The sequence below is a fragment of the Baekduia sp. genome, assembly GCF_035996765.1.
GTDB lineage: Bacteria > Actinomycetota > Thermoleophilia > Solirubrobacterales > Solirubrobacteraceae > Baekduia.
In genome coordinates this window covers 1-17,399 of the sequence record NZ_DASYJG010000081.1, presented here as the reverse complement: position 1 = coordinate 17,399, position 17,399 = coordinate 1, and the positions used below count along the sequence as shown (strand labels likewise).

Annotated in this window: 18 protein-coding genes; 5 read left to right on the top strand and 13 right to left on the bottom strand. The window is 71.4% G+C overall.

Annotated elements, in window-relative coordinates; translation table 11 throughout:
- The 7 genes from trpD to VGO10_RS17880 all read right to left on the bottom strand — a co-directional run.
- Positions 1-991 (bottom strand): anthranilate phosphoribosyltransferase (trpD, locus tag VGO10_RS17910; RefSeq protein ID WP_327470913.1); only part of this gene is annotated, 991 nt, incomplete at its 3' end.
- A 42-nt stretch (positions 992-1,033) separates the two neighbouring features.
- Positions 1,034-1,651, bottom strand: coding sequence for an aminodeoxychorismate/anthranilate synthase component II (locus VGO10_RS17905; RefSeq protein WP_327470911.1), 618 nt, complete (start codon positions 1,649-1,651; stop codon positions 1,034-1,036).
- A complete protein-coding gene (locus VGO10_RS17900; protein ID WP_327470908.1) occupies positions 1,648-3,111 on the bottom strand; it encodes an anthranilate synthase component I family protein in 1,464 nt (487 codons plus the stop codon). Before VGO10_RS17900 ends, VGO10_RS17905 begins: the two co-directional genes overlap by 4 nt.
- Positions 3,095-3,697 (bottom strand): bifunctional phosphoribosyl-AMP cyclohydrolase/phosphoribosyl-ATP diphosphatase HisIE, encoded by a 603-nt coding sequence (hisIE, locus tag VGO10_RS17895; protein WP_327470906.1) that lies wholly within the window; start codon positions 3,695-3,697, stop codon positions 3,095-3,097. The genes VGO10_RS17900 and hisIE overlap by 17 nt, the downstream gene beginning before the upstream one ends.
- 55 nt (positions 3,698-3,752) lie before the next feature.
- Positions 3,753-6,260: a sensor domain-containing protein gene (locus tag VGO10_RS17890; protein WP_327470903.1), complete on the bottom strand. Its 2,508-nt coding sequence runs from the start codon at positions 6,258-6,260 to the stop codon at positions 3,753-3,755.
- A complete protein-coding gene (locus VGO10_RS17885; RefSeq protein ID WP_327470901.1) occupies positions 6,223-7,383 on the bottom strand; it encodes an NAD(P)/FAD-dependent oxidoreductase in 1,161 nt (386 codons plus the stop codon). Before VGO10_RS17885 ends, VGO10_RS17890 begins: the two co-directional genes overlap by 38 nt.
- On the bottom strand, positions 7,380-8,150 hold the full coding sequence (locus VGO10_RS17880) for a phytoene/squalene synthase family protein (protein ID WP_327470898.1): 771 nt from the start codon (positions 8,148-8,150) through the stop codon (positions 7,380-7,382). Before VGO10_RS17880 ends, VGO10_RS17885 begins: the two co-directional genes overlap by 4 nt.
- A gap of 41 nt (positions 8,151-8,191) precedes the next feature.
- Here VGO10_RS17880 and VGO10_RS17875 point away from each other — a divergent pair, with 41 nt between their 5' ends.
- The 3 genes from VGO10_RS17875 (at position 8,192) to VGO10_RS17865 (ending at position 11,130) form a co-directional block, all read left to right on the top strand.
- On the top strand, positions 8,192-9,118 hold the full coding sequence (locus tag VGO10_RS17875) for an ArsA-related P-loop ATPase (RefSeq protein ID WP_327470896.1): 927 nt from the start codon (positions 8,192-8,194) through the stop codon (positions 9,116-9,118).
- Positions 9,119-9,430: 312 nt separating this feature from the next.
- Entirely contained in the window at positions 9,431-10,339 is a 909-nt protein-coding gene (locus tag VGO10_RS17870; protein ID WP_327470893.1) for an ABC transporter ATP-binding protein, read from the top strand.
- On the top strand, positions 10,339-11,130 hold the full coding sequence (locus tag VGO10_RS17865) for an ABC transporter permease (RefSeq protein ID WP_327470891.1): 792 nt from the start codon (positions 10,339-10,341) through the stop codon (positions 11,128-11,130). Before VGO10_RS17870 ends, VGO10_RS17865 begins: the two co-directional genes overlap by 1 nt.
- Here the strand turns inward: VGO10_RS17865 and VGO10_RS17860 are convergent.
- Positions 11,123-11,482, bottom strand: a complete 360-nt coding sequence (locus VGO10_RS17860; protein ID WP_327470889.1) for a hypothetical protein — start codon at positions 11,480-11,482, stop codon at positions 11,123-11,125. The genes VGO10_RS17865 and VGO10_RS17860 overlap by 8 nt on opposite strands.
- A 101-nt stretch (positions 11,483-11,583) precedes the next feature.
- Here VGO10_RS17860 and VGO10_RS17855 point away from each other — a divergent pair, with 101 nt between their 5' ends.
- The gene (locus VGO10_RS17855) at positions 11,584-11,946 is read left to right on the top strand and encodes a hypothetical protein (protein WP_327470887.1); all 363 of its coding nucleotides are present in this window, start codon (positions 11,584-11,586) and stop codon (positions 11,944-11,946) included.
- A gap of 89 nt (positions 11,947-12,035) precedes the next feature.
- Here VGO10_RS17855 and era read toward each other — a convergent pair whose 3' ends face one another.
- Genes era through VGO10_RS17835 form a run of 4 tightly spaced genes read right to left on the bottom strand, consistent with a single transcriptional unit; the run spans position 12,036 to position 14,785 of the window.
- On the bottom strand, positions 12,036-12,932 hold the full coding sequence (gene era / locus VGO10_RS17850; protein WP_327470885.1) for a GTPase Era: 897 nt from the start codon (positions 12,930-12,932) through the stop codon (positions 12,036-12,038).
- 46 nt (positions 12,933-12,978) lie between these two features.
- Positions 12,979-13,380 carry an rRNA maturation RNase YbeY gene (ybeY, locus tag VGO10_RS17845; protein ID WP_327470883.1) on the bottom strand — a complete coding sequence of 134 codons (402 nt, stop codon included), beginning with the start codon at positions 13,378-13,380 and terminating at the stop codon, positions 12,979-12,981.
- Positions 13,380-14,360 carry a PhoH family protein gene (locus VGO10_RS17840; protein WP_327470880.1) on the bottom strand — a complete coding sequence of 327 codons (981 nt, stop codon included), beginning with the start codon at positions 14,358-14,360 and terminating at the stop codon, positions 13,380-13,382. Before VGO10_RS17840 ends, ybeY begins: the two co-directional genes overlap by 1 nt.
- On the bottom strand, positions 14,357-14,785 hold the full coding sequence (locus tag VGO10_RS17835) for a GatB/YqeY domain-containing protein (RefSeq protein ID WP_327470878.1): 429 nt from the start codon (positions 14,783-14,785) through the stop codon (positions 14,357-14,359). Before VGO10_RS17835 ends, VGO10_RS17840 begins: the two co-directional genes overlap by 4 nt.
- A gap of 76 nt (positions 14,786-14,861) precedes the next feature.
- Here VGO10_RS17835 and VGO10_RS17830 point away from each other — a divergent pair, with 76 nt between their 5' ends.
- On the top strand, positions 14,862-15,887 hold the full coding sequence (locus VGO10_RS17830; RefSeq protein WP_327470876.1) for a C40 family peptidase: 1,026 nt from the start codon (positions 14,862-14,864) through the stop codon (positions 15,885-15,887).
- Here VGO10_RS17830 and VGO10_RS17825 read toward each other — a convergent pair.
- Entirely contained in the window at positions 15,862-17,238 is a 1,377-nt protein-coding gene (locus VGO10_RS17825) for an NAD(P)/FAD-dependent oxidoreductase (RefSeq protein ID WP_327470874.1), read from the bottom strand. The genes VGO10_RS17830 and VGO10_RS17825 overlap by 26 nt on opposite strands.
- Between the last annotated feature and the right edge of the window lie 161 nt (positions 17,239-17,399).

Here is a 17,399-nt window from a genome sequence, read left to right as displayed (position 1 = left end):
CGAGCGCCTCTGCAGCGCGGCCCGAGTCGAGCGCCTCCTCGGCGGCGCGAACGCCCGCCTCGAGCGTGTCGACGCGGCCCGAGACGTAGATCGCGGCGCCGGCGTTGAGCGCCGACAGGTCGCGCGCCGGGCCGCTCTCGCCGGCGAAGATGCGGCGTGTGACGGCGGCGTTGTGCTCGGGCACCCCGCCCGCGAGGTCCTCGTAGCGCCCCCGGCGCAGCCCGACGTCCTCCGGCGCCAGCGCGTAGGAGTGGATCTCGGAGCCGTCGACCTCGACGACCGTGGTGGTGCCCGCCGTGCTCATCTCGTCCAGTCCGTCGTCGCTTGAAACTACCAGCGCCTTCTCGGCGCCCAGACGCGCGAGGGCGCCGGCGATCGTCTCGAGGAAGGCGGGGTCGGAGACGCCGATCACCTGGCGCGCGGCGCCGGCCGGGTTGGTGAGTGGCCCGAGGAAGTTGAAGATCGTGCGCACCGCGAGCTCCTTGCGCACCGGGATGACCCAGCGCGTGGCCGCATGGTGCGCCGGCGCGAACATGAACCCGAAGCCGACCTCGTCGATGCAGCGCCCGACGTCGACCGGCGTGAGATCGATGCGCGCGCCCAGCGCCTCGAGCACATCGGCCGAGCCGCTGAGCCCCGTCGCAGACCGGTTGCCGTGCTTGGCCACCGCACAGCCGGCCCCGGCAGCGACCAACGCCGCGGTGGTCGACACGTTGAAGGTTCGCCGCCCACCGCCGGTGCCGGCCGTGTCGAGCAGATCGGCGCGCTGCGTCGTGACCGGCGTGGCCAGGCCGCGCATCGCCTCGGCGAGGCCGGCGATCTCCTCGACCGTCTCCCCCTTGGTGCGCAGCGCGATCAGGAACGCGGCGATCTGCCCCTCGCTGCCGTTGCCGGCCATGATCTCGCCCAGCACGGCGCCTGCCTGCGCTTGGCTGAGGTCGCGACGGGTGGCGAGCACGTCGATGGCGGCCGTGAGGACGTCGTTGGGCATCGGAAAGTGCGAGAGACTAACCGCCTGGCAGGCGGCCGTCGCTCAGGCGTCCGACAGGAAGTTGGCCAGCATGTCCTTGCCCCGGTCGGTGAGGACCGACTCGGGGTGGAACTGGACACCCTCGACCGGCAGCTCGCGGTGGCGGATGCCCATCAGAACGCCGCCCCCACGGGACGTGACGGTGAACGCGTCGGGCAGCTCCTCCTCGGCGACCACCAGCGAGTGGTACCTGCCAACCGTCAGTGCCCCGTTGAGCCCGCGGTAGACGCCTTCGCCGTCGTGCTCGATGACCGTCGTCTTGCCGTGGATCGGCTCGTGGCGGATGACCGTGCCGCCAAACGCCTGGGCCAGCGACTGGTGGCCGAGGCAGACGCCGAGCGTCGGGATCCCCGCCTCGGGGAAGCGTCGCATCGCGGCGATCGAGACCCCCGCGTCGTCGGGCGTGCACGGACCCGGCGAGACGACGACGCGATCGGGCGACCGGTCCAGCAGCTCGTCGATCGACGCCACGTCGTTGCGCACGACGTCGATCGTCGCGCCCAGCTCACCGAGGTATTGGACCAGGTTGTAGGTGAACGAGTCGTAGTTGTCGACGACCAGTAACCGCTTCGCTCCAGGAGTGATTTTGTGACCGCTTCGCGCGTCGTCCAAGTCACTCATGCCCAATCCCTCTGCTGCGCGGCCAGCGCGATCGCGCCCTTGACGGCCTTGGCCTTGTTGACCGACTCCTCGAACTCATACGCGGGCTTGGCGTCGGCGACCGTGCCGCCGCCGGCCTGGATGTGCGCGTTGCCGTCCTTGATCACGACCGTGCGGATGTGGATGCACGTGTCGAGGTCACCGGAGTAGCTGAGGTAGCCGATCGCCCCGCCGTAGCCGCCGCGCTTGATCGGCTCGAGCTCGTCGATGATCTCCATCGCCCGGACCTTGGGCGCGCCGCTGAGCGTGCCGGCCGGCAGGATCGCGCGCAGCGCGGCCATCGGCCCGACGTCCTCGCGCAGCGTTCCGCTCACCGAGGAGACGATGTGCATGACGTGCGAGTACTGCTCGATCTGCATGAACGTGTCGACGTTCACACTGCCGTACTCACAGACGCGGCCGAGGTCGTTGCGCCCGAGATCGACGAGCATCACGTGCTCGGAGCGCTCCTTCTCGTCGGCCAACAGCTCGGCCGGGTCGGCGTCGCGCGGCCGCGTGCCGGCGATCGGGCGAGTCGACGCCAGCCGGCCGGTGACCGTCAGCAGCGGCTCGGGTGAAGCGCCGGCGACCTGGAAGTCCAGGAAGTCCAGGAAGTACATGTAGGGCGACGGGTTGACCACGCGCAGCCCGCGGTAGACCGAGAACGGGTCGATGCCCGTCAGCGGCGCGCTCCATCGCTGGGAGGGCACGACCTGGAACGCGTCGCCGGCGTGGACGTATTCGACGATCCGCTCGACCATGCCCTCGAACTGCTCGCGCGGCATGTTGGAGTGGAACTCCGGCACCGGCCGGTCGGGGCGCCCATGATCCGGCCCACCCACCCTCGGGACCGGCCCGTCGAGCAGGCGGCGCGTGTCGGCGATCGTGGCGACCGCGTCGGCGTAGGAGGCCTCGAGGTCGTCGGCGGCGACGTTGACGAGAATCGTCAGCGTGTGCTTGAGGTGGTCGAAGACCACGAGCACGTCGGAGAGCATCAGCGCCATGTCGGGCAGGCCGAGCACGTCCGGGTTGGGCTCGCCGAGCGTGGTCTCGACGGTGCGCACGAGGTCGTAGCCGAAGAAGCCGACCGCGCCGCCGGTGAACGGCGGGGCGTCCTCGAAGGTCGCCTGGCGCAGCGCCGCGGCCTGCTCGGCCAAGGCGTAGGGGTCGCCGTCGTCCCCCAGCGACCAGCGCACCAGGCCGCGCGGTCGCACGCCGATGAACGAGTAGCGCCCCATCCGCTGGCCCTGCTCGGCGGACTCCAGCAGGAAGGCGGGATGCTCCGGCTCGGTCCCCCGCAGCTTCAGGAACGCGGCGACCGGCGTCTCGCAGTCGTCGATGAACGTGTGGCGCAGCGGCACGAGGTCGTGGTCGCGCGCGAGCTCGCGGATCTCGTCAAACGACGGCTCCAGGCTCAGGCTGCTCTCAGCGATGGCGCTCACGCAGCACCTCCGTGACGTCGGCCAATGAACGGCCGCGCGAGCGCAGCAGGACGAGCAGGTGGTAGAGGACGTCGGCCGCCTCATTGTCGACGCGGTCGTCGGTCTCCTCGCGCGCGGCGCGGGCGACCTCCTCGGCCTCCTCTTGCACCTTCTCACCGATGTGCGCGGGGTTGTCGAGCAGCTCAACGGTGTAGCTGCCCGCGGGCCGCAAGGACTGTCGGGCGACCAGCGTGCGCTCGAGCTCCGGCAACACCTCGTAGGGCGCCGGCTCCAGATCACCGGTGAAGAAGCAGGTGCGCTCGCCCGTGTGGCACGCGGGGCCGGCCGGCTCGACGAGCGCGAGCAGCGCGTCGCCGTCGCAGTCGACGCGCAGCGCCTTGACGGCCTGCGTGTTGCCCGACGTCGCGCCCTTGTGCCAGAGCTCGTCGCGCGAGCGCGACCAGAGGTGGAGCTCGCCGGTCTCGTGCGTCTTGGCGACCGCTTCGGCGTTGGCGTAGGCCAGCGTCAGGACCTCGCCTGAGCGCCAGTCCTGGATGACGACGGGCACGTAGCCCTGGGCGTCGTAGTTGATCGCGCTGGGCTCCATGTGCGCGGAGTTTACGAAGGTGTCGTAGCCCTGCGCCGTCCACCGCGGTAACTCTTTACGAAGCGTGAGGCGTGCCGACGCGCGCGAGCAGCGGCTCGATCTCCTGCGCCGGTACCGGCCGGCCGAGCAGGAAGCCCTGGGCCAAGGGGCAGCCCCGCTCCACCAGGAACGCGCGCTGCGCCTCGTTCTCGACGCCCTCGGCCACCGCGTCCATGCCGAGTGCCCGCGCGAGCTCGAGGATCGCGGTGACGATCGCCGTCGCCTCCGGGTTGTCGGGCACGGTCTCCAGGAACGTCTTGTCGATCTTGAGCACCTGCACCGGCATCGTGCGCAGGCGCGACAGCGACGAGTAGCCGGCGCCGAAGTCGTCGATGGCGACCTCGATCCCCGCCGCCACGAGCTCGGTGAGGATTGGGTCGGTGCGCCGCGGATCGACCATCGCGGCCGACTCGGTGATCTCGACGGTGAAGCGTCCGGCGACGTCATCGGGCGTGAGCAGGCCAAGCAGGCGCTGGCCGAAGTCCGGACGGCGCAGCTGGCGCGGCGAGACGTTGACGGTCACGCGCGGCGGCCGGTAGCCGGCGCGCTCCCAGGCCAGGACCTGGTCGCGAACCGACCTCACCACCCAGTCGCCCACCCGATCCACGAAGCCCGTCTCCTCGGCGAAGGCGATGAAGTCGTCGGGCATGACGAGCCCGCGGAACGGATCCTGCCAGCGCACCAACGCCTCCAACTTGCGCAGAGCGCCGTCACGCGGGTCGACGATCGGCTGCCAGTGCAGCAGCAGCTCCTCGCGATCCAGCGCCTTGCGCAGGCGGCTGGTCATCGACAACCGCTCCAGCGACTCGTGCGGATCGCCGCTGTAGACCGTGACGCCGTTGCGCCCGGCCGACTTGGCGGCGTACATCGCAGCGTCGGCGTGGCGCAGCAGCGAGTCGGCGTCGGGGGCGTCGCGCGGGTAGAGCGAGATGCCGATCGACGCCCCGATGTGGAACTCCGCGCCGGAGATCGAGAACGGCTCGGCCAGGGCGCGCAGCAGGTCTTCGGCGACGCGGCGCGCGTGGGCCTCGGCGTCGGCGCGCGGCATGTCGGCCAACAACAACAGGAACTCGTCGCCGCCCTGGCGGGCGAGCAGGTCCATGCCGCGGCGGCGCTCGCTGAGGCGCAGCGTCACGTGGCAGAGCAGCTCGTCGCCGGCAGGATGGCCGAGCGAGTCGTTGACGAGCTTGAAGCCGTCGAGGTCGAGGTAGAGCAGGCCGACGGCCTGGCTCTGACGGCGCGCGCGGGCCAGCGCGAGGTCGAGGTGCTCCTGCAGCAGCGCGCGGTTGGGCAGGCCGGTGAGCGGGTCGTGGTAGGCGAGGTAGGCGATCTGCTCCTCGGCCGCGCGGCGCTCGGTGAGGTCGACGCCGCTGCTCATCACGGCGGTGACGGCGCCGTCGGCATCGCGGACGACCGTGTCGCGCCAGGCGATCGTGCGCTCCTCGCCGTCCTTGGTGACGACGGTCGACTCGTTGACCGCGTCGTCCTGGTCGCCGTGCACCTCGGCGGCGTAGGCGGCACGGCCGGTCTCACGCAGCCGCTCCGGGACCACGGCGTCGTACCAGTCGCGGCCGATCAGCTCGCCTTCGTCGTAGCCCAGCAGCTCGGTGCCGGCCCGGTTGAGCAGCGTGATCTTGGCCGACGCGTCGAGGATCACGATGATCGCGCCGGCGATGTCGAGGTAGCGCTGCGCGCGGTGGCGCTCGTCCTGGAGCTCGGACTCGGTCGCGCGCGTCGGCGTGACGTCGACCAGAACGCCCTGGCTGAAGCGCGGCGTGCCGTCGGCGTCGCGGATCACGGCCTCCTTGTCGCGCACCCAGCGCTCGCTGCCGTCGCGGCGGAGCATGCGGAACTCCATGTCGGCCCATGCGCCGGCCTCGAAGGCGACGCGCTCCTGCTCGCGGACGCGCTCGATGTCCTCGGGGTGGATGCAGCGGTACCAGAGGTCCTGGTCGGCCAGGAACGCCTCGGGCGGCCAGCCCAGCAGCTCCTCGATTTGCGGGCTGATGTAGGTGAGCGTCGAATGCACGTCCCACTCGGCGACGTAGGCGACCGCGGGGACGTGCTCGACCAGGCCGCGGTAGCGCGCCTCGGCGAGCGCGAGCTGGTCGAGGGCGTCGACGCGCTCGGTGACGTCGTCGACGACCGCGATCCACTCGGTCAGCGTGCCGGCGGCATCGTGGACCGGGCTCATCCGCATCGCGGCCCGGAAGTCCGAGCCGTCGCTGCGGCGCAGCGTGATCGTCGCCGCGTAGGTCGCGCCGTCGCGCAGCGCGTGGGTCAGCGCGCGCCGGTCTTCTACCGCAGCAGCCTCGCCGGCCAGCAACGCCGGGTCCTGGCCGACCAGCTCCTCGCGGGTCCGACCGAAGAGCCGCTCGAAGGCGCCGTTGACGTAGGTGATCGGCAGCAGCGGTGCGGTCGCGTCGACGACCATGACGCCGCTGGTGACGGCCTCCAGCGCCCGCACGAGCGGCGCGTGCTCGACGTCAGGTGGAGTGGGAGGCGTGCTCGACGGGTCGGCCATGGGATGCGCGCGGGTCGGCAGGACGATCGGCCGACGACGGATGCGCCTGTTGGAGATACCAGCCGAAAGCCCGATCGACGAGCGGCTGGACGCCCATTGCTCGCAACAAGAGTGACAGCAATCGCGGTGGCACGGCGGGAATCAGCCGCTGCAGCCGGGCGGCTCGGGTGAACGCCGGACGGTGGCGCTCGTGGAAGTCGGTGTAGTTGCTCAGCGCCTGCTCGCGAGTCTGACCGCCCTCCAGGACCGCCTCCACCTCGCGCCCGCAGGCGATCCCGAAGTAGAACGCGGTGCGGATGCCCTCGCCCGAGAGCGGGAAGCAGTGCCCGGCGCTGTCGCCGACGCAGAAGGCGCCGTCGACCGTCGCCTCGCGCAGCGCGTGCGGGAACCAGTTGCCTTGGTAACGCACGGTCTCCACCTCGAGCTTGCGCGCCATCGCACGCGTCGGCTCCTTGACGTGGTCGTGCGGATCGTAGGAGAGCGTGCCGACGCGCCGCTCGCCGTTGGCGGGGACCGACCAGCCGTAGCCGCGGCGGATCAGGTCGCGGTCCAGCCAGAGGTCGAGGTCGGTGCCATCGGCGTCATGTGGATGAACCTCCAGCCCACGGCTGAGCGTCGCCTCGGGCGGCTGGACGTGCGGGTCGCCGAGGACGCGGCGCCAGCCGGCGGCGTCGACGAGCAGCGGCGCGGTGACGTCGCCGCGGTCGGTGTGGACCGTGTCCCCCGTGCGGCCGTGCACGACGGCGGTCGCGAAGCGGGCCGTGAGGCCGCGCTGGGCCCAGAGCAGCTCGCAGAGCGTCTTGTAGTCAAACGCCGTCCAGCTCCACGGCAGGCGGTAGCGCGCGCGGCCGTGAGGCGTGGAGAAGGACATGCCGGGCAGCTCCTGGCGTGCGGCGCCCTCCACCCCCATCGCGGCCATCCACGGCGTCGGCACCGCGCAGGCCGAGGTGGCGCGCTCGCCGATCTCGTAGCGATCGAGGATCAGCACGTCGGCGTCGGTCCCCGCCAGCTCGCGGGCGACCGCAAGCCCCGCGAAGCTCGCGCCGCAGATGAGCACGTCGGCGCGCTCGCCCGGTTCGAACGGCGGACGGTCGGTGCCGCGGGCGGTCGCGCGGAGGGTCACGCGGGAACAACGCCTCGGCGCTCGATGCGCCGGAGATGCACGCGACGGTAGATCGTGGTGGCCAGCGCGATGCCGGGCCGGGCACGGGGCGTGCAGGCGCTGAGCACCGCGCACGCCGACTCGCGAAATAGCTCACCCGCTCGGCGGACCTCGTCGGCGGGCGCCGCGGTCGGGCGGCCCTGGGCCAGCGCCTCCTCGTCGAGGCCGGGCAGGTAGACGCGGTCCATCGCGTAATCCTCGCGCACGTCGCGCAGGAAGTTCGTCAGCTGGAAGGCGATACCCAGGCGCGCGACGTCCTCCCGGCGCTCGGCCGGCACGCCGATCAGCGGCGCCATCACGCGGCCGACCGCCGCCGCGCTGCCGTTCATGTAGGTGTCGAGCTCGGCCCGGCTGCTGATCCGCACGCGGCCGTCGCAGTCGACACGCATCGAGTCCATGTAGACGCCGAGCTCTTCGAGCGGGAGATCGTGACGGCGGCCGGCGTCGACCAGCGCGGCGATCAACGGGTGGTCGCTGGTGCCCGCGGCGACGCCGTCGGCCAGGGTGGCCTGCCAGGCGTCGAGCGCCGCACGGCGTCCCTCGGGCGTCTCGGGCCGGTCCGGGCCGTCGACCAGTTCATCGGCCCCGCGCAGAAAGCCGTACAAAGCGTGGACGGCCGGACGCACGTCGCGACCCAGCACCTGGGTCGCCAGGTGAAAGGTTGGATCATGGCGCCGCTGCAGCGCCGCACATCGGATGTAGGCCTCTCGAGTGTCCGTGTCTGGCATGTTCCCTGTTGCAGGTCGCTACGTACAACCCTGAAGAGCAGATGACCGCGATCGATGATGCAGAGCTCGTGGTCGTCACGGGCAAGGGAGGCACCGGCCGAACCACGGTCGCGGCCGCCCTCGGGCTGGCCGCGGCGGCGCGCGGACGGCGCACGATCATCTGCGAGGTCGGAGGCCAGTCGCGCGTGGCCGCGCTCCTCGGCGGCAGCGTCCGCAAGCCGGCGCCCGGCATCGAGACGCCGGTTGGCGACAGGCTCTGGACGACCACGATCGATCCCGACAGCGCGTTGGAGGAGTGGCTGACCCGCCAGCTGCCGCGCCGCCTCGTCGCGCCGCTCGCGCGCTCAGGAGCCTTCTCCGGGTTCGTCGCCGCGGCCCCGGGCGCACGCGAGCTCGTGACGATCACCAAGGCGTGGGAGCTCGGCCAGGCGCACCGCTGGCGCCGTGACGCGCAGGGCTACGACACCGTCATCCTCGATGCGCCGGCCTCCGGCCACGGCCTCGGGCTGCTGCGCACGCCGCGCACGTTCGCCGACATCGCCCGCGTGGGGCCGATCGCCGGCCAGGCGCGCACGGTCGCCGAGGCGCTGGCCGATCCGGCGCGCAGCCGCCTGGTCGCCGTCGCGTTGCCGAGCGAGCTGGCGGTCAGCGAGACGCTGGACCTCGAGGGACGCGTGGCCGCCGCGCTGGGCCGCGACCTCGACGCGATCGTCGTCAACGGCCTCTGGCCGCGCCGCCTGTCGGGCCACGACGTGGCGGCCGTTGCCGCGGCCGACGGCGCCGCCGATCACGCGGTGCGCCGCGCCGTCACGGCGGCGGCCGGCCGCGTCCGGACCCAGCAGGGCCAGCTGGCACGACTGCGGCGCGACGCGGTCGCCACGGTCTCGACGCTGCCGTTCGTCTTCGGCGAGCGGCTGGGTTCCGAGGAGATCCAGGCGTTCTCCTCGCGGCTGGCGGGCGCGCACTAGGACAGACGTCCGTTCGGGGTCAAACGGACCTCCAGCCGGCGCCGGGCGGGCCGACACTAGGGAAGCAACACAACAGGCGAATACGACCCACGGACGGGTCGGCCCTGAGCTCGAGCGTCGCTTCTGGAGGGAGCGCGGCGCCGGCATCATCGGGACCGCCAAGGATCGAGAGTCGACCTTTCGCCACATATACGCCTCCCACCGGAGGGGACATCCACGGTGCGGACCCGAGCGACGACGGTTGCTCGGGTCCGTTCCCGTTTGTGCCCACCGCCGTGCCTGGCTACGGCGTCTCGGTGTAGTTTCGGATGGGTGTCGTCTGTCCCCGCACCTCCTGCAATCAGCCTGCGCGGCGTCGTCAAGCGCTATGGCGATGTCACAGCGGTCAACGGTCTTGACCTGACCGTGCCCGACGGGACCTGTGTCGGTCTGCTCGGGCCAAATGGCGCGGGCAAATCGACGACGATGCGGCTGCTCACCGCGCAGGCCATCGCCGATGAGGGCGAGATCGAGGTCCTCGGCTTTCCGCTGCCTGCCGAGTCCAAGGCCGCGCGGGCCGAGATGGGCGTCGTCCCTCAGCTCGACAACCTCGACGTGACGCTGACCGTCGAGCAGAACCTGCTCGTCTTCACCCACCTCTACCGCATCGGCCGCGGTGAGAGGCGCGCGGCGATCGAGCGCGCGCTGGAGATCGCGAACCTGCGCGAGCGGCGCAAGGCGCGCGTCGACGAGCTGTCGGGCGGCATGCGCCGGCGGCTGCTCATCGCCCGCGCGCTCGTGCATGAGCCGCGCCTCGTCCTGCTCGACGAGCCGACCGTCGGCCTGGACCCGCAGGTGCGCCAGGAGCTGTGGGCGCTGATCGACCGGCTGCGCAGCGAGGGCGCCTCGATCCTGATGTCCACGCACTACATCGAAGAGGCCGAGCGCCTCGCCGACACCGTGGTCGTCGTCAGCAAGGGTCAAGCCGTGGCGGTCGGGCGACCGAACGACCTCGTCGCCGAGCATGCCGGCCGCGAGGCGCTGGAGGTCTACGGGCCGCCGGCGCGGCTACGCGAGGTGGAGGCCGACGCGGCGCAGCGCGGCTGGCCGACGCGGCGCACCGGCACGTCGGTGACGATCCTGCGCGCCGAGGCGCTCAACGGCGACGCGCCGGAGGGCGAACGTCGCAACGCCAATCTCGAGGACGTCTTCGTCCTGCTGACCGGCGAGGAGATCGCCTGATGGCCGCGGTGCCCTCCGCCAACCGCCCCGGTCGCCTGGACCGTGCCGCGCTGACCGGCGTGCTCGTGCGCGAGGTCGTCAACTTCGGCTCCTACTGGCGGGCGTCGACGTTCTCGTCGACCGTCGAGCCGACGATCTACCTCATCGCCTTCGGCTTTGGCTTCGGCTCGCTGGTGTCTACGGTCAACGGCCTGGACTACGTGCAGTTCGTCGGGACCGGCACGGTCGCCACCGCGGTGCTGTTCTCCTCGGTCTTCCCGGCGATGTTCGGCACGTTCGTCAAGTACACCTACCAACGAACCTACGACGCCATCCTCGCCGCGCCCGTGGATACCGAGGAGCTCGTGACCGCCGAGGCGCTGTGGATCGCCGCGCGCGCCGGCGTCTTTGGCTGTGCGCCGTTGTTGGTGGCCATGGTTTTCGGCCTCAACCCGTCGTGGGGCATGCTGCTCGTGCCGTTCATCGCCTTCACCGCGGGCTTCGGCTGGGCCTCGTTCGGGGTCCTGATCTCGGCGTTGATGAAGTCCATCGACAACTTCAGCTACGTGACGTCAACAGTCATCACGCCGCTGTTCCTCGTCGCCGGAACGTTCTTCCCGATCTCCGGCCTGCCCCAGTGGGCGCGCATCCTGGCCAACGTCAACCCGCTCTACCACTGCGTGCAGCTGGTGCGCCACGCGGTCTTCGGGCTCGAGTGGCTCGACCTCTGGCACCTGAGCTTCCTGATCGTCTTCGGCCTCGTCGCCTGGCGGCTGGCGATCAACCGCATGGAGAAGAAGCTGATCAACTAGAAGTTGATCCTCGCCCGCCCTGGCCCGCCGTGAAGGCGATCGCCGCCAGTGCCAGCTCGGTCCACTCGGTGTGCTCGACGTTGGTCTCCAGCCAGTCCTTCATGGCCCTGCCCTTGCCGGACGGATCGAAGCGCACGCCATCGCCCGCCAGCACGCGGTGATCGACCTCCTCAGCGCCGATCCGCGCGACCAGCGCGCCGCGCCAGAGCGCGAGGAAGATCTTGCCCTCGAGCTTCGCGGCGGGCGTGCCAAACCAGACTGCGCGCTCGACGTCGCCGGCCACCGCGACTTCGTCCAGGACGCCCGCGAACGCGGCAAGCGCTTCGGCGGGCTCCGGATCGCGCGGGGACATGCACGCGACCCTACCCGCCCCCTTGCTCGCGCCTACGCCATGGTGAGAGCATCGGCCGACAAGGTCCGGCAACGGGCCGGGCCGCAGATGAAGGAGCCGTCATGGCTGACCGAGTTGTCGTCATCAGCTGGGGCCAGACCGTCCGAGGCCGGGAACAGCACGGTCTCGAGGTGTTCGAAGCCTCCGTGGGCTACTACGCCCAGTTGCAGGAGGCGGGGCGCATTGAGAGCTTCGACGTCCTGCTGCTCGAGCCCAACGGCCTCATGGATGGGTGCATGCTCCTGCGCGGATCCCACGCCCAGCTCGACGCGGTCCGCGAGGATGAGCGGTTCCGGCGCCTGCTGATCGACGCCTCGCTGATCGTCGATGACCTCCGCATCACCGAGGGGTACACCGCCGAGGGCATCGAGCAGACGATGCCGCTCTACGCCGAGGCCATCGGCCACGTGCCGCAGATGGCCTGAGACCCCGACCCACGACCCGGACCCCACCCACCCGGCGGCGGCCGATCCGGCGGCGCGCCGGGTGGGTGGGTCCGAGTCGTGGGTCCGGCTCAGTTGTCGAACCCGAGGCGGTCGAGCAGGCCCTCGTCGCCACGCCATCCGCGGCGGACGCGGACGATGAGGTCGAGGTGGACCTTGGTGCCGAGCTCGCGCTCCAGCGACTTGCGCGCGGCGGTGCCGATCGCGCGGATCATGTTGCCCTGCGCGCCGACCAGGATGCCCTTCTGCGAGTCGGTCTCGACCCACGCGCGGGCGTGCACGACGGTCAGATCCTCCCGGTCGTCCTCGACCTCCTCGACGACGACCTCGACCGCGTGCGGCACCTCCTGGAAGGTCCGGCGCAGGATCTGCTCGCGCACGAGCTCGGCGAGGTGGACGTAGGGCGAGAGGTCGCTGGACTCCTCGCGGTCGAACAGGAACGGCGAGTCGGGCGCCAGGCTGAAGAGGTGGTCGGCCAGCGCCTCCACCCCGGTGCCCTTGCGCGCCGAGATCGGGAAGATCTCGTCAGCGATGCCGAGCTCGCCGGCGGCCTCGAGCGCGAGGATGATGTGCGGGCGGTCGAGACGGTCGACCTTGTTGACGGCGATGACGACCGGGCAGGTGGCGTTCTTCAGCGCGTTGGCGATCCAGCGGTCGCCGGGCCCCACGCCCTGCTCGGCGTTGAGCACCATCAACGCGACGTCGGTCTCTGAGAGCTCGCGCTCGACGCGGCGCTGCATGCGCTCGGTGAGGCTGTCGAGCGGCTTCTGCACGCCGGGCAGGTCGGTGAGGACGAGCTGGACGTCCTCGCGGGTGACGACTCCGCGGATCGCGCGGCGCGTCGTCTGCGGCTTGTCGGAGACGATCGCGACCTTCTGGCCGACGATCGCGTTGACGAGCGTCGACTTGCCGACGTTCGGTCGACCGGCGAGGGCGATGAGTCCGGCGCGCGTGTTCACGCTCACCATGAGAGCAGTTCCGCTTGGATGCCGCGATCCAGGCACCCGGCAGCGCCTACCACGACAGAAGCTCGGCCTGGATCGCCAGCATCTCGCCGTCGTCGACCTCGTGGTCCATGCCGACGAGGTGCAGCGCCCCGTGGACGATCGCCTCGCGGATGTTGATGGTGTGCTCAGGGCAGATCACGATGTCACCGAGCTCGCGCGGCCCGGGGACGTCGATCGCCGCCTCGTCGATCGGGAACGAGAGCACATCGGTGGGCCCTTCCTTGCCGCGATGATCGGCGTTGAGCTCCGCGATGCGCGCGGCGTCGATGAACGAGACCGCGATGTGGCCGTCGGCCACGGCCGCCGTCGCGATCGCCAGGCTGACGAGCCGGACGATCTCGGCCTCCTGCGGCAGGTCCTCACGACCGGCGGCCAGCTCGGCGTCAAAGACCTCGACCTCCAAGGACATCAAAGGCGGGTGGCCGCTGAGCGCAGCTCGGGCGCGGCGGCTTGGTCATGCACGTCGTAGGCCTCGACGATCCGCTGCACGAGGCGATGACGCACCACGTCGCCGCCGTCGAAGCGGACGAAGTCGACGCCGTCGACCTCGTCCAGGATGTCGCCGACGACGATCAGGCCGGACTTCTCGTGGCGCGGAAGGTCGACCTGGGTGATGTCACCCGTGATGACCATCCGGGAGCCGAAGCCCAGGCGGGTGAGGAACATCTTCATCTGCTCGGGCGTCGTGTTCTGCGCCTCGTCGAGGATGACGAAGGAGTCGTTCAACGTCCGGCCGCGCATGAAGGCCAGCGGCGCGACCTCGATCACGCCCTTCTCCAAGAAGCCCGCGACCTTCTCAGGATCGAGCATGTCGTTGAGCGCGTCGAAGAGCGGCCGCAGGTACGGGTCGATCTTGGCCATCAGGTCCCCGGGCAGGAAGCCCAGGCGCTCGCCGGCCTCGACGGCCGGACGGGTCAAGATGATGCGGTTGACCTCCTTGCGGGCGAGCGCGGCGGCCGCCATTGCCACGGCGAGGAAGGTCTTGCCCGTGCCGGCCGGTCCGATGCCGAACGTCACGGTGTTGCTGCGGATCGAGTCGACGTAGCGCTTCTGGTTGACCGACTTCGGCGCGACCTTCGCCGAGCGGTGGCGCCAGACGACGTCCTCGAGCACCTTGGCCGGCGACTCGTGGCGGTCCAGCGCGCTGGTCACGGCGTCCAGCGTGCCGTGGGTGATCTCGTGCCCGCCCTGAATCAGCTCGGAGAGCTCCCGCACGACGACGGCCGCGTCGTCGACAGCGCTGGGCTCGCCCTCGAGCGTGACGAGGTTGCCGCGCAGGAACAGTGCGCAATCGACGTGCTCCTCGAGCTGACGCAGGACGGCGTCATGGGTGCCGCTCAGCGCGGCGGCGACGTCGTTGCTGAGCTCGATCTGACGGCGGGCGCTCATGACAACGCCTCGCGTGCCAGCGCGGACACCCGCTTGCCGTCGGCCCGCCCGCCCGTCTTCTCCATCGCGAGCTTCATCACGCCGCCGAGATCCTTGGGCGTCGTCGCGCCGGACTCGGCGATCGCGGCGGTGACGATCGCACGCAGCTCGTCGTCGCCGAGCTCGGCGGGTAGGTAGGCCTCGATGACGGCGGCCTCGGCTTCCTCGCCCTCGGCCAGCTCGACGCGGCCGGCGTCGCGGAAAGCGGCCGCGGACTCCAGGCGGCGCTTGCGCTCGCGGCGCAGGATGGCGAGCTCGTCGTCGTTGCCGTCCTTGGCCGCCTTCTGCAGCTCTGACAGCACGAGGCGCAACGCGCCGACGCGTTCCTTCTCTCTCGCCTTCATCGCGATGGTGAGATCCTGCTTGACGCTGTCGGCGACGCTCATGTGGCTCGATTGTAGGCCCCGGGTGCGGACGCTCCCGCTCAAGCGGCGCTGGACGGACGCCGATGGCAATGGCGCCATGTCCCTCCGGATTTCACTCCTGGCCGTCCTCGCGGTGCTCGCCGCCGCCGCGGCGTCGCTGCTGCCTGCCACCGCGGCCCGCGCCTCCTCGCTCGGCGGCTGGAACCTCGGCGAGCAGCACGCCGTCCGCCAGGCCGGCGTGATGCACGACCTCGACGACCAGGCCTTCCACGGCGAGCGGCCGGTGAGCGGGCACGAGCTGCCCGAGGCGCTGGCCGCGTTCGCCGCCCAGCTGGGGGTCGCGCCGGTCGCCGCCCCGTCGAGCGGCGTGTCGGTCACGACGTTCGACCGCCTGCTGGTGGCACAGCTCGGCGCCACCGACGTCGCGGCCGCCGTCCAGCACGAGGCATGGAGCGCCGGGCTGCAGCCGCCAGCGACCTTCGGGACCGAGGTCGTGGCCCGCTATCTCGGCCTGCGCGACAACCACCCGTTCCCGCACGAGGAGCTCGAGCTCTTCCCCACCGACGCGATCACCCGCGCGGAGGCGGCGCACTCGTTCGCGGTCGCGCTGAAGTGGCAGGGCGGCGGCGCGCAGGCGGCGCGTGACGCGTTCTCGCGGTTCGTCCTGCCCAGCTACACCGCCGCGCAGGAGCGGGTCCTGCGCCTGGCGGTCTCCAAGATCGGCATGCCCTACATCTGGGGTGGCGAGACGGACGGCGCGGGCATGGGCTTCGGCGGGCAGGAGCATGGCGGCTATGACTGCTCGGGCTTCGTCTGGCGGGTTTTCAAGCTGTCGGGCTTCTCGTGGGGCCGGCAGATCCGCGGGCGTACGGCTGCGTCGCAGGCCGGCGAGATCGCACGCGGCGCCCGCATCCGGCTCGATGACGTGCACCCGGCCGACCTGGTGTTCTTCGGTCCGGGCCGCTTCTGGCAGAAGGCGACCGAGCGGCGGATCGTCCACGAGGGCATCGCGCTCAGCCCCGATTGGATGATCCACTCCTCCGATCAGGGTGTGTACGTGTCGCCGCTGCGGCTGGACCCGTGGCGCGCGAAGCGCTTCAGCTGGGCGCGACGGGTGCTGTAGCCGGCGCGCTGTCGGGCGCCGATGCGCCGTTGCCGTCGGCGGCGGGGGTGCCGCCGCCGGTCGGGTCGACGCCGAGGCCGGGCGCACGGCCCAGGCCGCCGAGCTCGGAGGCGTCACGGCCGAAGAGCAGCTGGATGTTCCAGTCGACCAGCAGGCGGAGCTTGCGCTTGGTGCCCGGCAGCATCGCGAGGTGGTAGCTGCGTGCCAGCCACCAGGCCGGGATGCCGCGCCAGCGGATGCCCAGCGTCGTCGCCACGGCCTGGCCCTGGCCCATGTCGACGAAGACGCCCTTGGTCTTGAAGGTGAAGGGCTTGACCTTGCCGTTGCCGATCGCGGCGGCGACGTTACGGCCCGCGAGCTTGCCCTGGCGGATCGCGTGCTGGGCGGTCGGAGGTGTGGCGGTCTTGCCCTTCTTGGCCGGATCCGGGACGGCGGCGGCGTCGCCGAGCGCCCAGACGGATTCCTGGCCTTCGACGCGCAGCGTGCGGTCGACCTTGATGCGGCCGTGCTCGTCGAGCGGCAGGCCGAGCCGGGCGATGACCGGATGCGGCTTGACGCCCGCGGTCCAGACGAGCGTGCGCGTGGGGATGACCTCGCCGCCGGAGAGAACGGCGGTGTCGGCGGTGACCTCGTCGAGCGTCGTGCTCGTGCGGATGGCGATGCCGCGACCGCGCAGCTCGCGCATGGCGAAGTCAGCGAGCGGGGCCGGGATCTCGGGCATCACGCGGTCGCGCGCCTCGACGAGGATCCAGCGCATGCCCTGCGTGCGGCAGCGCGGGTAGAGGTCGATGACGTCGGCGGCGAAGTCCTGCAGCTCGGCGAGCCCCTCCAGGCCGGCGTAGCCGGCGCCGACGAAGACGTACGTCAGCCACTCGCGGCGGGCGTCGCCGTCCTCGAGCGTCTCGGCGACCTCGAGCGTGCGGATGACGTGGTTGCGCAGCGCGATCGCCTCCGGCAGCGACTTGAAGCCCTTGCCGTGCTGCGCGAGGCCGGGAACCGGGAGCGTGCGACTGACCGAGCCGACGGAGACGACGAGCTGGTCGTAGGCGAGGTCCTCCTCCTGGCCGTCGAGCGCGCGGACGTGGATGACGTTGCGCTCCGGAGAGGCGCCGGTGATGTGGGCGACGCGCAGGTGGATCGAGCGATCGAGCTCCTCGCGCAGCGGCACGACGACGTGCCGCGGCTCCAGCGTGCCGGCCGCCGCGCCCGGCAGCAGCGGCGTGTAGAGCATGAAGTTGTCCGAGGTCACGAGCTGGACCCGGGCGCTGTGGGGCTCGAGCACCTTCGAGAGGGTGCGCGCGGTGTAGAACCCGCCGAACCCGCCGCCCGCGATCACGACGTTCCAGGCCATCGATGGAGGTTAACGGGCGCGGCGCCCGGGCCTCGGGGCGCGCTCAGTCCCGCGCGAGCGTCAGCGCCGCCCATTCGCCGCTGTGGCGCCGCGCGCGCTCGCGCAGCCCGAGTGCGCCGAACGCGCCCGCGATCTCGTCGGCCTCGCCGTGGAGCAGCCCG

Bases quoted from the DNA above. Each gene is read 5' to 3' on its own strand.
- VGO10_RS17905 (WP_327470911.1), bottom strand. From the start codon at position 1,651: ATGAGTGACTTGGACGACGCGCGAAGCGGTCACAAAATCACTCCTGGA.
- hisIE (WP_327470906.1), bottom strand. From the start codon at position 3,697: ATGGAGCCCAGCGCGATCAACTACGACGCCCAGGGCTACGTGCCCGTC.
- VGO10_RS17890 (WP_327470903.1), bottom strand. From the start codon at position 6,260: ATGGCCGACCCGTCGAGCACGCCTCCCACTCCACCTGACGTCGAGCAC.
- VGO10_RS17880 (WP_327470898.1), bottom strand. From the start codon at position 8,150: ATGCCAGACACGGACACTCGAGAGGCCTACATCCGATGTGCGGCGCTG.
- VGO10_RS17875 (WP_327470896.1), top strand. From the start codon at position 8,192: ATGACCGCGATCGATGATGCAGAGCTCGTGGTCGTCACGGGCAAGGGA.
- VGO10_RS17865 (WP_327470891.1), top strand. From the start codon at position 10,339: ATGGCCGCGGTGCCCTCCGCCAACCGCCCCGGTCGCCTGGACCGTGCC.
- VGO10_RS17860 (WP_327470889.1), bottom strand. From the start codon at position 11,482: ATGTCCCCGCGCGATCCGGAGCCCGCCGAAGCGCTTGCCGCGTTCGCG.
- VGO10_RS17855 (WP_327470887.1), top strand. From the start codon at position 11,584: ATGGCTGACCGAGTTGTCGTCATCAGCTGGGGCCAGACCGTCCGAGGC.
- era (WP_327470885.1), bottom strand. From the start codon at position 12,932: ATGGTGAGCGTGAACACGCGCGCCGGACTCATCGCCCTCGCCGGTCGA.
- ybeY (WP_327470883.1), bottom strand. From the start codon at position 13,380: ATGTCCTTGGAGGTCGAGGTCTTTGACGCCGAGCTGGCCGCCGGTCGT.
- VGO10_RS17840 (WP_327470880.1), bottom strand. From the start codon at position 14,360: ATGAGCGCCCGCCGTCAGATCGAGCTCAGCAACGACGTCGCCGCCGCG.
- VGO10_RS17835 (WP_327470878.1), bottom strand. From the start codon at position 14,785: ATGAGCGTCGCCGACAGCGTCAAGCAGGATCTCACCATCGCGATGAAG.
- VGO10_RS17830 (WP_327470876.1), top strand. From the start codon at position 14,862: ATGTCCCTCCGGATTTCACTCCTGGCCGTCCTCGCGGTGCTCGCCGCC.
- VGO10_RS17825 (WP_327470874.1), bottom strand. From the start codon at position 17,238: ATGGCCTGGAACGTCGTGATCGCGGGCGGCGGGTTCGGCGGGTTCTAC.